The sequence below is a fragment of the Sphingopyxis sp. LARHCG72 genome, from assembly GCF_052871675.1.
Window position 1 is genome coordinate 248,964 of sequence record NZ_JBIXJU010000003.1, and the last position, 12,599, is coordinate 261,562.

Annotated in this window: 10 protein-coding genes; 2 read left to right on the plus strand and 8 right to left on the minus strand. The window is 64.5% G+C overall.

Annotated elements, in window-relative coordinates; all coding sequences use genetic code 11:
• Positions 1 to 27: 27 nt before the first annotated feature.
• The 7 genes from recA to dapA all read right to left on the minus strand — a co-directional run bounded on the left by recA (position 28) and on the right by dapA (position 8,183).
• The gene (gene recA, locus ACIPPQ_RS08950) at positions 28 to 1,107 is read right to left on the minus strand and encodes a recombinase RecA (RefSeq protein WP_446543766.1); all 1,080 of its coding nucleotides are present in this window, start codon (positions 1,105 to 1,107) and stop codon (positions 28 to 30) included.
• A gap of 121 nt (positions 1,108 to 1,228) precedes the next feature.
• Positions 1,229 to 1,582, minus strand: a complete 354-nt coding sequence (locus tag ACIPPQ_RS08955; RefSeq protein ID WP_446543767.1) for a response regulator — start codon at positions 1,580 to 1,582, stop codon at positions 1,229 to 1,231.
• On the minus strand, positions 1,572 to 3,956 hold the full coding sequence (locus tag ACIPPQ_RS08960) for a response regulator (RefSeq protein WP_446543976.1): 2,385 nt from the start codon (positions 3,954 to 3,956) through the stop codon (positions 1,572 to 1,574). Before ACIPPQ_RS08960 ends, ACIPPQ_RS08955 begins: the two co-directional genes overlap by 11 nt.
• An 89-nt stretch (positions 3,957 to 4,045) precedes the next feature.
• Positions 4,046 to 6,106 carry a M13 family metallopeptidase gene (locus ACIPPQ_RS08965; RefSeq protein ID WP_446543768.1) on the minus strand — a complete coding sequence of 687 codons (2,061 nt, stop codon included), beginning with the start codon at positions 6,104 to 6,106 and terminating at the stop codon, positions 4,046 to 4,048.
• A 95-nt stretch (positions 6,107 to 6,201) separates the two neighbouring features.
• On the minus strand, positions 6,202 to 6,816 hold the full coding sequence (locus tag ACIPPQ_RS08970; protein WP_446543769.1) for a DUF2062 domain-containing protein: 615 nt from the start codon (positions 6,814 to 6,816) through the stop codon (positions 6,202 to 6,204).
• A complete protein-coding gene (smpB, locus tag ACIPPQ_RS08975; RefSeq protein ID WP_327457193.1) occupies positions 6,813 to 7,298 on the minus strand; it encodes an SsrA-binding protein SmpB in 486 nt (161 codons plus the stop codon). The genes ACIPPQ_RS08970 and smpB overlap by 4 nt, the downstream gene beginning before the upstream one ends.
• Before the next feature lie 9 nt (positions 7,299 to 7,307).
• Positions 7,308 to 8,183: a 4-hydroxy-tetrahydrodipicolinate synthase gene (gene dapA, locus ACIPPQ_RS08980; RefSeq protein ID WP_446543770.1), complete on the minus strand. Its 876-nt coding sequence runs from the start codon at positions 8,181 to 8,183 to the stop codon at positions 7,308 to 7,310.
• A gap of 100 nt (positions 8,184 to 8,283) precedes the next feature.
• On the opposite strand from dapA, the gene ACIPPQ_RS08985 reads away from it, so the two are divergent.
• Entirely contained in the window at positions 8,284 to 10,314 is a 2,031-nt protein-coding gene (locus ACIPPQ_RS08985; RefSeq protein ID WP_446543771.1) for a transglycosylase SLT domain-containing protein, read from the plus strand.
• Between the two features lie 6 nt (positions 10,315 to 10,320).
• Complete coding sequence (gene greB, locus ACIPPQ_RS08990; protein ID WP_446543772.1) at positions 10,321 to 10,803, plus strand: transcription elongation factor GreB; 483 nt, start codon at positions 10,321 to 10,323, stop codon at positions 10,801 to 10,803.
• Between the two features lie 3 nt (positions 10,804 to 10,806).
• On the opposite strand, the gene ACIPPQ_RS08995 is transcribed toward greB, so the two are convergent.
• On the minus strand, positions 10,807 to 12,510 hold the full coding sequence (locus tag ACIPPQ_RS08995) for a caspase family protein (protein WP_446543773.1): 1,704 nt from the start codon (positions 12,508 to 12,510) through the stop codon (positions 10,807 to 10,809).
• Positions 12,511 to 12,599: the final 89 nt, after the last annotated feature.

Consider the following 12,599-nt stretch of genomic DNA (forward strand, 5'->3'; position numbering starts at 1 on the left):
CACCAAGGCGAACCGGCCGGAAGGCTATCAATTGTCGTCGTCGCCCTCAACGTCGGGGCCGGCCATCATTTCTTCGGCCACCGCGTCGGTGCGGCCGCGGATCGCAGCTTCGAGCCGTTCGCGCAATTCGGGATTCTCGGTCAGGAAATTCTTCGCATTTTCGCGGCCCTGCCCGATGCGGATCGAGTCATAGCTGAACCACGCGCCCGATTTCTCGACAAGGCCGGCCTTGACGCCGATGTCGAGGATCTCGCCGATCTTCGAAATGCCCTGCCCGTACATGATGTCGAATTCGACCTGCTTGAACGGCGGTGCGACCTTGTTCTTCACGACCTTCACGCGCGTCGTGTTGCCGACGATTTCGTCGCCATTCTTGATCTGGCCGGTGCGGCGGATGTCGAGGCGGACAGATGCGTAGAATTTGAGCGCGTTGCCGCCGGTCGTCGTTTCGGGGTTGCCGTACATCACACCGATCTTCATGCGCAGCTGGTTGATGAAGATCACCATGCAGCGCGAGCGGCTGATCGAGCCGGTGAGCTTGCGCAGCGACTGCGACATCAGGCGCGCCTGCAGGCCGACGTGGCTGTCGCCCATTTCACCTTCGATTTCGGCGCGCGGAACGAGCGCCGCGACCGAGTCGACGACGAGCACGTCGATCGCATTCGACCGCACGAGCGTGTCGACGATTTCGAGCGCCTGTTCGCCGGTATCGGGCTGCGACACGATGAGTTCGTCGATATTGACGCCAAGCTTGCGTGCATAGACGGGGTCGAGCGCATGTTCGGCGTCGACGAAGGCGACGGTGCCGCCGGTCTTCTGCGCTTCGGCGAGCGTGTGGAGCGCAAGTGTCGTCTTGCCCGAGCTTTCAGGGCCGTAGATTTCGATGACGCGGCCGCGCGGCAAGCCGCCGACGCCGAGTGCGATATCGAGGCCGAGCGAACCGGTCGAGATCGCCTCGACCTGCATCGCTTCCTTCGAGCCCAATTTCATTACCGAGCCCTTGCCGAACGCGCGATCGATCTGTGCGAGCGCGGCGTCGAGCGCCTTCTGCCTGTCCGTGTTGTTCACTGATTTCCCCGATTCGACGAGTGACAATTGTCCGGCCATAACCGTCCCTTTCCAGCTCTAGAGCGACAGCAGAAGCATCGCAACGCCGGAACTATGTGCCACATTTGTTCTCCATGAACAAGTAGAGAACAAAATAAAATTCGTTTCGGCGAGAAGCTTGCTATTCAGCCGAAAACTCTTCCAGAGCCGCCTCGATATCGCTGATCCGAAATGGCTTGGTAATCAGTTTGCGATGCGCATGCGCGGGCGGAATAACATCGCCCCCTCCCGAGGTGAAGGCGAACGGAATGCCGCGTTCGGCAAGCGCATCGGCCACCGGCCAGCCCTTTTCATCGCCAAGGTTGATATCGACAAGCGCGCCGGCGAGCGGTTCGGCAGCGATGAGCGCAAGCGCCTCCTCGTTGCTCGTTGCCTGCGCGGGTTCGGGAAGATCCAGCGCATCGAACATGTCGGCGAGCATCATGCCGATCAGCACATCGTCCTCGACAAGCAGGATGCGGCGATTACTCGCCATTGGACACCCGATGCGCTGCGTCGTCGAGCGCCGCCGAGGTTGCCTCGGCCAGCTGCGCAACCGAAAAGGGTTTTGGCAGGAAGGCGACATCGTCGATGTCGATCGACTGGCGCAATTGCTCCTCGGCATAGCCCGACATGAACAGCACCGGCAGGTCGGGGCGCTTGGCGCGCATGGCGCGCACCATCGCGGGGCCGTCCATCGTTGGCATCACAACGTCGCTGATGATCAAATCGACCTTCTCCATCTGGGCAAAACGTTCGAGCCCCTCTTCGCCCTGCGAGGCGGTGACGACACTATAACCTGCACGGGTCAGTGCGCGTTCCGCAACAGCGCGCACCATATCCTCGTCCTCGACGAGCAGGATGGTGCCGGTGCCCCACTGGCTCTTCTTGGGCTTGGCCGGCGGCGGCGCAACGACCGGCACATCGCCTTCGGCCCGGTGAACGGGCAGATAGATCGAAAAGCTCGTCCCCTGCCCCGGCTTGCTGTCGGCAAAGATGAAGCCCGCCGATTGCTTGATGATCCCGTATACGGTCGAGAGGCCAAGCCCAGTGCCCTTGCCGACATCCTTGGTGGTGAAGAAGGGTTCGAAAATCTTGGGTAGCACGTCGGCGGGGATGCCGGTGCCGGTATCGCTAACCTTGAGTGCACAATAGTCGGCGGGCGGCATGAATTCATTGCCCATCTGTCGCACTTCGGCCGCCGACACCGGATAGGTTTCGATCGTCAGCGTGCCGCCGCCCGGCATCGCGTCGCGCGCATTGACTGCAAGGTTGATGATCACCTGTTCGAGTTGACCGGGGTCGGCGCGCACCGCGCCGAGCCCTCGGCCGTGATGCACCGCGAGCTGGACGGTCTCGCCGATCAGCCGCTTCAGCAGGTGCGACACCTCCGAAATCACGTCGGGAAGCTGCAATATCTGCGGCCGCAACGTCTGCTGCCGCGAGAACGCAAGCAGCTGCCGCGTCAGGCTGGCGGCTCGGTTCGCGTTGCTGCGGATCTGCTGGATGTCGTCATAATCGCTGTCTCCCGCCGTGTGGCGCATCAGCATCAGGTCGCACGCGCCGAGTACCGCGGTGAGGATATTGTTGAAGTCATGCGCAACGCCGCCGGCGAGCTGGCCGACAGCCTGCATCTTCGACGCCTGCGCGACCTGGCGCTTCAGGCGCGATTCCTCGCTCGAATCCTTGAGGCTGAGCAGCACCGCCGCCTCACCCAGCCCGCGCACGCCGACGACGCGCATCGACACCGGGTCGCCGCTCTGCCCCGCGAGCCGGATCGACAGGTCGCCGCCGACCTGCTGCCCGCTGCTGTGGCGGCGGATCATGTCGGCGAGCGGCCCCTTGTCCTCGCCGACGACAATGTCGCCAGGGTAACGCGGCATCTTGCCGTCGGGAACGCTTGCGGCGCGCACGAACGCGCGGTTCATATAGAGGAAGCGCCCATCGCGATCGACCATCGCGAGCCCGAATGGGAGCAGCGACAACAAGGTTTCGACATAGGTTTGCGCCGTGCCGCGATCGGCCGGCCCCATTTCCTCGTCGAGCAGCGCGAGCAGCATCGGCGTATTCGGATCGGCGGGCGCGAGCGGGATCTGGATCATCCGCACCGGCGTCGCGCGGTCGCCCTCGCGCGCGAAATAGAGCGCGCCGCCCTCATCGAGCCGGATCATCGGGGCGACGTCGCGGCCCGCATAATGGCTAGCGTCATCCTCGCCCAGCGCGCGAAGCAGGAAGCCCTGGTTGGCGACCCGCAGCCGCCCTTCGGCGCTCACCAGCGCGGCCATGATCCCGGCATGTCCCAGCGTCCGGCCCGCCGGACCATCGAGGTGGCGGACGATTTCCGATGCAAGATCGAGCCGTTCGAGCGCCGAGAAGCGCCAGACGAGATAATCCTCCGCCTGCCCCGTGCGCGTCACCTGCGCGCGCAACTGCAACGGGCCGATCGCGATATCGTCGGCGCGCCCCTCGCCGTCGCGCCATGCGACCCGGCCGGCATTCTTGAGCACGTCGGCGCCCCGGCCTTCGAGCGGTAGGCCCGGCGGGGTGACGAAGCCATTGAACCAGGTCGCGAAGAGGTCGTTCGCGCACACCATCCGCCCCGCGCGATCAGTAACCGCAATTGCGACATCGTCATGATTGACCGCCTGCCGCAGCATCGTCCAGTCGGGCAGCGCGGCCTCGCCGATGATTGCCGCCGGGAACAGGCGCCGTGCGAACAGCACGCCGCCGGCAGCAACCGCGAGCCCGGCGAGGAAACCCGCCGCCAGGATCGGATTGCCCGTCGCCCAGAACAGTAGCCCCGCCGACAGCAGCGCAAGCCCGCCGAGCAGCGCGATGTCGAGCCGCGACAGCCCCGCCGGGGCCGACAGCGGCCCGGCGGGACCTGCCCCCCTGATGAAATCACCATCAGCGGAGGGCAGGCTTTGCGCGGTCAACGACAGACTTTCTTTTCAGCGCATCACCAGATGCGGACACGGTCCTTGGGCGCCAGATAGAGCTTCTGGCCTTCCTTGATCTGATAGGCCTTATACCAAGGGTCAAGATTGCGCGAGACCCAAGTCCGCTGGATCGAGGGCGAATGCGGATCGGTCGTGATCCGCTGCGACAGATTCTGTTCGCGGTAATTGCGCCGCCACACCTGCGCCCAGCCGAGGAAGAAGCGCTGATCGCCGGTCAGGCCGTCGATCACCGGGGCTTCCTTGCCGCCCAGCGACGCCTTGTAGGCGTCATAGGCGACAGTCAGGCCCGCAAGGTCACCGATATTCTCGCCCAGCGTAAACTTGCCGTCGATATGTTCGCCGGGCAGGATTTCATAGGCGTTGTACTGCGCAATCAGCGCCGCGCCCGCGGCCTCGAACGCCTTGACGTCCTCGGGCGTCCACCAGTCGGCCAGCTTGCCGGTCTCATCATATTTCGCGCCCTGATCGTCGAAATGATGGCTGACCTCGTGCCCGATCACGGCGCCGATACCGCCGTAGTTCACCGCCGCATCGGCGTGCGGATCGAAGAAGGGTGGCTGCAAGATCGCGGCCGGGAAGACGATCTCGTTCATGCCGAAATTGGCATAGGCGTTGATCGTCATCGGCGTCATGAACCATTCCCAGCGACGGATCGGACCGCCCAGATGGCCGATATTATCGTCATGCGCGAACTGGTTCGACCGCAGCGCGTTGCCGAACAGGTCGCCCGAACGGATTTCCAGCTTGCTGTAATCCTTCCACTGGTCGGGATAGCCGATCTTGGTAGTGAAATTGGCAAGCTTCTTTCGCGCCTTGACCTTCGTTTCCGGCTGCATCCACGCCAGTCCGTCGATGCGGCGGCCCATCGCGCCGAGGACGTTCTTCACCAGCTCGTCCATTGCAGCTTTGGTTTCAGGCGGAAAATACTTCGCGACATAGTCCTTGCCGACCGCATCGCCGAGATTGCCCGTCGTGAAGTCGACCGCGCGCTTCCACCGTTCCTCCATCTGCGGCGTGCCCGACAGCGCGGTGTTGTAGAAAGAGAAGGTTTCCTTTGCGACCGCGTCGGGCAGGACGCCCGAAAAACCGTCGAGACTGCGGACGATCAGCATGTCGCGGATCACCTCGATCGGCGCATCGGCAAGCAGCTTCGCCTCACCGGTGAATGCACTCGGCTGCGACACGATCAGCGTATCTTCCTTGACCCCGAGACCGCGAATGAAGGTCGGCCAGTCGAAGCCCGGCGCAGCCTTCGCAAGTTCGGCGACGGTCATCTTGTTATAGGCTTTGGTTGCATCGCTGCTGTCGTTCTTGTCCCAATGGACGGTCGCGACCTGCTTTTCGAAATGGTAGATCGCCTTGGCGCGCGCCGCGGCGTTTTTCTCGCCGGCAAGCGCCAGGATATTCTCCAGATGCTTCAGATACGCCGCCTGCAACGCGGTGTTCCGCTCATTTTCCTTCAGGTAGAAATCGCGGTCGGGCATACCGATGCCGCCCTGGAAGATGATGTAGGTGTAGACGTCGGGATTCTTGTCGTCCTGCCCGACATAGCCGCCGAAGAAATGCTGGATCCCATTGCGGTCAGCTTCGGCGAGCAACTTGGCCAGCCCGGGCTTCTTGACCGCGCGAATCTTTTTGAGCCAAGGCTGGATCGGCTTGAGACCAAGCTTTTCGACGCGCGCGCTATCGAGATACGAACTGTAAGCGCGGCCAATCATGCTGTTTGGATCGCCCTTGGCCGTGTCGAGAATTTCGCGCGTGCGCGTCTGCGACAGGTCGTTGAGCGCGGTGAACATGCCATAGTTCGATTTGTCCGCAGGGATCTGCGTGTTCTTCGCCCAGATGCCATTGGCATAGCCATAGAAATCGTCACCCGGCTGGACGCTCTTGTCCATGCCGCTGAGGTCGAAACCGAAATCACCGATTTCGGGCTTCGCCGCAGTCTGCGCAGCGGCCGGTGCGGTCTCGGCCTTGTCCTTGGCGGTCGCCGGAACAGCGGCAATCATCAGCGCGCCAAGCGCGGCGGTCGCCATGAGGCGCGAAGAAATATGTAGAGTCATGATATTCCCCGGTTTCAATATGAAGCTAAAAACCGCGCCGCACGGACGCGGCGCAATTTAGCGATGCGACAGCTATACGCTCGCCGTTCGGGGGTTCAACCGGCCGCGGTGTCGCTGGTCGATGCCTCATGTCGTTGGTCGCGCGCGCGCGCCAGCTTGCGCCGCCAGCGGAGGCGAATCCAGTTGTCCCAGAAGATCGAAGCGAGGATGTAGCCGACCACCGCCGAAACGACCGAAATGACGAAAAGCCCGGCCAGCATCGCCGGGGCGGCATCCGAAAAGACCCAGCGCACCCAGTCGCCCGCCGACGCGCCATGCTCGATCATCGCCGAAAAGGTTGCGCTGTTGGCATGAAGTCCGAACAGCCAGTCGCCGAGCCACACCGATGCAAGGATGATGAACGGCGTCGTCACCGGATTCGACAGGAAAGTCATCGCGGCACCAATCGGGATATTGGCGCGGACAGGCAGCGCGAGCAACGCGACGCCCAGAATCTGCACCCCCGGGATCAGGAAAAAGATGCCGACGAACAGCCCGAGCGCGGTGCCGCGCGGCACCGAAGTGCGCGTGAAGCGCCACAAATGGCTGTGCGCGACGCGGTGCGCGAACGGCTTGACGAAGCGGCTCTCGAGCAGCTCTTCGCGCGACGGCGAATTGCGGCGAATCCAGTTCATCACCGCCGCCTTGTCGCGAGGCTTGCCGCCGCTCATCCGCGGTCCTTCATCAGCCGCTCTTTATCGCGCTTCCAGTCGCGCTCCTTGATCGACTCCCGCTTGTCGTGCGCCTTCTTGCCCTTGGCGAGCGCCAGTTCGACCTTTGCGCGACCGCGGCTGTTGAAATAAACGCTCAAGGGAACGAGCGTCATGCCCTGCCGCATCACGCCGGCGTGCATCTTGTTGATCTCGCGTCCCTTGAGCAGCAATTTGCGCGGCCGGCGCGGCTCGTGATTATGCCGGTTGCCATGGCTGAATTCGGGAATGTTGCTGTTGATCAGCCACACTTCGCCGCCGGTCACCTCGGCATAGCTTTCGGCGATCGTCCCTTCGCCAAAGCGAAGCGCCTTCACCTCGGTCCCCTGCAGCGCGATTCCTGCCTCGAACACCTGTTCGATGGCATAGTCGAAGCGTGCGCGCCGGTTCTCGGCGACGACCTTCTTCTTGTCGAATTCGGCGGCGGACTGGGGACGGGCCATGACGAAAGCTCAGATTACTCCTGCCGACGAGAGCGCGGCATCGACGGCCGCCCGCGATGCGGCGTTCGCCGGGATGATAGGTAGGCGCACTTCGGGCGAAAACCAGTCATGGACGCGCGACAGCGCATATTTGACCGGTCCGGGCGAGGTGTCGGAGAACATCGCCCGGTGCAGGTCGAACAACCGGTCATGCAGTACCAGCGCGCGCGCCCAGTCGCCCGCAGCGCTAGCGGCGGCGAAATCGGCGCACAGCCGCGGCGCGACGTTGGCGGTGACCGAGATGCAACCGGCGCCGCCCATCACGGCGTGCGGCAGCCACAGATCGTCATTACCGCTCAATTGACAGAAGTCTTCGCCCGCGCCCGCGCGGTGGATCGTGACGCGCGCCAGATCGCCGCTCGCATCCTTGATCGCGACGACCGAGGGGATTTCGGCGAGTTGGCACATCGTCTCGGCGCTGATGTCGGCAACGGTGCGGCCGGGGACGTTGTAGACGACGATCGGCAAGTCGCTGGCGTCCGCGAGCGCTTTGAAATGCGCTATCATCCCGTCCTGGCTCGGCCGGTTGTAATAGGGCGCGACGATCAGCGCGGCGGCCGCGCCTGCGGCCTGCGCATGGCGCATGTGACGGATGGCAGTGGCCGTATCATTCGATCCGCAACCCGCAATCACGGGCACGCGGCCCGCCGCCGCCTCGATGCAGCTGTCGATCACCTGATAATGTTCGTCGAAGCCGAGCGTCGGGCTTTCGCCGGTCGTTCCGCATGGAACGAGGCCGCTCGTCCCCTCTTTGATCTGCCAATCGACGAGGCGTGCGAAGGCCGGGGCGTCGAACGCCCCATCGCGAAATGGCGTCACCAAAGCGGGAATCGACCCCGAAAACATGCTCCGCTCCTTTACAAGAACCCGCGAAGGCCGATAGAATCCGGCCAGCGCGCCGCTATTGGACGTCTATTCAGCGCCCCGCAAGGAGTTTGGCATTAGCATGGCCGGTATGATCTCGCTGTCCCGCATTTCCCGCCTCGCGCTCGCCGCGGCCCTTCTCATCCCGACCACCGCCCATGCCAGCGAACTGACCCCCGAACAAATGGCTTGGTATCGCGCGCAGATGGGCCTCGCCGCCCAGTCGGGCGCGCCGCCGTCGACAAATTCAGTCGGCGATGCCGTGCTCGAATGGCGGCGGCTGACGGCGAACACCGGCGCCTCGTTCGACCAGCTTTCGCGTTTCCTGATGGCTAACAAGGGCTGGCCCGATAGCGACGCCATGCGCAAGCGCGCCGAAAAATCGATCTCGCTCGACAGCTACGACCCCGCCCGCACCCTCGCCTATTTCCAGGCCTATCCGCCCCAGACCGCAAGCGGGCAGCTCCGCTATGCGTTCGCACTCAACGCCTCGGGCCGCCGCGGGGACGCCGCCGACGCAGTCCGCCGCGCATGGACGAGCGGGCCACTCGACGATTATGAGACGAGCCGCGCGCTGAGCATGTTCCCCGGAGCGATCACACCGGCCGATCACGATGCACGGATGGACCGCTTGCTGTGGCTCGGCGCGACTTCGGCTGCGAGCCGCCAGCTCGCCTATACCTCACCCGACAAGCGCAGCGTCTTCGCGGCGCGGCTTGCGATGCGCAACGCGTCGGTCGACGCGGCCTTCCAGGCATCGGCGGTCGAAAGCCAGAATCCGTCGCTGACCCGCACCGATGCCGGCTATATCACCGACAAGGCGACCTGGCTGCGCAAGGCGGGCCGCGTCGGCGAAGCGCGCGCGTTGCTCGCCTCGCCGCGTTCGCTCGCAAAGCCTCCGACCGATACCGAAGAATGGCTGGAAACCCTCCTGACCAACGCACGGCAGGCAAGCGAAGGCGGCGACAAGACCACCGCCTATAATATCGCGCGCCAGCTCGACGACGCCTTCCCCGCGGGCACGGTGATCCGCGAAACCCCGCTCGGCGTGCGCGACGACTATACGTCGCTCGCCTGGCTTGCCGGGCAGCTCGCGTATCGCGACCTGCGCCGTCCGGCGGAGGCGGTGCGCCTGTACCGCGCCTATGGCGAAGCCGCCCGGTCGGCACAGACGCGCACCAAGGGCTTTTACTGGGCGGGCCGCGCCGCGCTGGCGGCGGGCGACCGCGCGACCGCCAACGCGCATTTCACCGATGCAGCGCAGCATTATGACCAATATTACGGCCAGTTGTCGCTTGAACGACTGAACCGCCCGCAGCCCAAGCCGACGCCCGACCCGACGATCCAGGTGAGCAACGACGAGCGCCGCACCTTCGAAGACGACCGGCTGGTCCGCGCCGCGCGCGCGCTCGGCGAGATCGGCGCCTGGCGCGAGCAATCAATGTTCCTGCGCGCGCTTGCGCAAAAGGCGACCTCGCCCGCCGACCATGTGCTCGCGGGCAAGCTCGCGACACAGATCGGGCGCCCCGACCTTGGCGTCATGATCGGGCGCAGCGCGCAGGCGAACAGCCTCGATGCGGTCGAAGTGTCTGGCTTCCCGACCGTGCGCGTCCCCGCGGGCCACGAAAGCAACTGGACCTTCATCCACGCGATCACGCGGCAGGAAAGCCAGTTCGACCGCGCGGCGGTCAGCCACGCCGGCGCGCGCGGGATGATGCAGTTGATGCCGGGCACGGCGCGCGAAGTCGCGGGCAAGCTCGGCATGAGCTATGACGCGGGCTCGCTGACCACCGACACCAATTACAACATGATGCTGGGATCGACCTATTTCCAGCAGATGCTGCGCTATTTCGGCGGCAGCTATCCGCTAGCGGTCGCGGCGTACAACGCCGGGCCGGGCAATGTGAACAAATGGCTGCGCGCCAACGGCGATCCGCGCGGCGGCGGGATCGAAATGATCGACTGGATCGAGGCGATCCCGATTTTCGAGACGCGCAACTATGTCCAGCGCGTGCTCGAAAATGCCGTCGTCTACGATACGCTGCGCGACGGCGGCGGGTCGCGGCAGCAGGCACCGCTGAGCTTCTACCTCGGCAAACGCACCCCCGGCTGACACCGAATGGCGGGGGAGAAGACGAACATCATCAGCCCCGCGGGCTACGCGGCGCTGCGCGCCGAATATGACGCGCTGCTGGGCGACGAGCGGCCGAAGCTGGTCGAGGTGATCAGCTGGGCGGCGGGCAATGGCGACCGCAGCGAGAATGGCGACTATATCTATGGCCGCAAGCGACTACGCGAAATCGACCGACGGCTTGGCTTTCTCGCGCGGCGGATGAAGGCGGCGCGCGTCGTCGATCCGGCCGAGCAACCCGACAAGAGCCGCATCTGGTTCGGCGCGACCGTCGAACTCGCCGACGATGACGACGCGCGGCGGATCGTCACATTGGTCGGCGACGACGAAGCCGAGGCGGGCGAAGGCCGGATCGGCTGGAACAGCCCCCTCGCACGCGCGCTGCGCGGCGCCGGCATCGGCGATTTGCGTACGGTGCAACTGCCCGCGGGTCCCAAGGAATGGGAAGTGATCGCGGTCAGCTATCCCTGATCGTCACGCACCGATCCCGGCAATCAGGTCGCGCTGATCCTTCCGGAGTTCGGGAAGGTCGCGTGCGAGCTTCGCCCAATGGGCGGCTTCCTTTACATCGGCGGTGACCCCGTCGCCCTTCGCATAGGCATATGCCATGATCGCACGCGACCCCGCAAAACCGGCGCGCGCCGCAACACCGCAATCCTCGATCGCGCCAGCCAGCGTCTTGTCGGCGAAATGCGCCTCGCAGAGCCAGTGGCTGCCCTCGGGGTTGCCTGCATCCGCGATGGTACGTAGCCGTGCGAGGTTCGGGGCGCGCGTATCGGCAAAATAGGTCAGCGCGAAGATCGCGGCCGGATGCCCCTTTTCCGCCGCCTCGGCATAGAGCGCCTGCGATCGCACGAAGTCTGGGGTACCGAAGGTGCCCGCCGCCAGCCGATAGGCGAGATGCGTCTTCGCTTTGGAAAAACCCGCATCCGACGCGGCGACATACAAGTCATAGGCGCGCTTCACATCGGCGGGTGCCGGATCGTTTTCGAGGAGCAGATAGGCGAGTTCCTGCTGCCCCGCCGGGAAGCCCTGTGCCGCCGACGCTTCGAGATAGGCACGCGCGCGCGGCAAGTCCTTTTTGAGCCCGACGCCGAGCGACAGCATATAACCGGCGAGCTGCTGGGCGAGCGGATGCCCGCCGTCGGCGAGCGTGACAATCTCGCCCGCGCTGTGACGCGACAGCACGTCGGCAATCAGGATCGGCTCGTCTTCGATCGCGAGGCGGTCGAGCGAAATGCCGGCGAGCGGATCGACCGCTGGCTTCGCTCCGCGTGTCGCGGCCAACCCCGAAACCGCAGCGGGGGCCGGCGTCACCGACGGCGTCCGAGACATCTCCGGCGGCGCGACAAGATAATAATCGTCGAACCAGCTACCGTAATGAAAGGGTTGCTGCGGTCCGTGCTCCATCCCGAAGGTCCGCTTGTAAACTTCGCGCGACACGACCTTGAAATAGTCCGATATTTCGAGCCCCGGAATCCCGAGTTCCTTGACCACCGCCGCCGCGAACGGGCTGACCGGCGAGCCCACCGGCGCGAAATCGAGCGCCGGGCGCCCCTTGGCGGTCGAATAGAAAACCGCCCCCTGCCCGATATCGAGCAGGCCCAGCGGCGCCGATCCGGCCTCACCGCCCGTTATATTGACGTCTTCCACCCGAACCACCGGCTCGGCCGTCCGGCACGCGTCGACGAACAGCAAGGTGAAGGCACCCTCGGGGACGACGTGCTTCACAAGTGCCTCGATCGACAGATAGCGTTTTTCGACGTCGGCACGGCGCGTCGCGGGCGGCGCGTCCATCGGCACCAGCCAGTTGCGGCCACCATATTCGAACCCGTGTCCCGCATAATAGAGGACCACCGACTTCGCGCCTTTCGCTTCGGCGGCGAATTTGGCGAGCGCGGCATCGAGAGCCGCCTTGTCGGCGTTGCGGACAATACGCGGCGCGATGCCCGCCTTCGCGAAGGCATCGCAAACATAGTCAATGTCGTTCACGGCATTTTTGAGCGACGGCCATTCCCAGTCATTATAGGCGCTGTTGCCGATCAGCAGCGCGACGCGGTCACCCCGTAGCGGCGCGGTGCCGCAGGAACCCGACGGTTGCGCCATCGCGGTCGGAGCCGAAGGGACAAGTCCGATAAACGCAGCGCCCAGCGCGCCGATCCGCCATATTTTTCCCAACTGCCTGCCCCCTCGACGCATTTTCCCACTCGCACGAAGAATGGCGGAAATCTGCGCAACTTCACTCTGAATTCGCATATGTGCGGTTC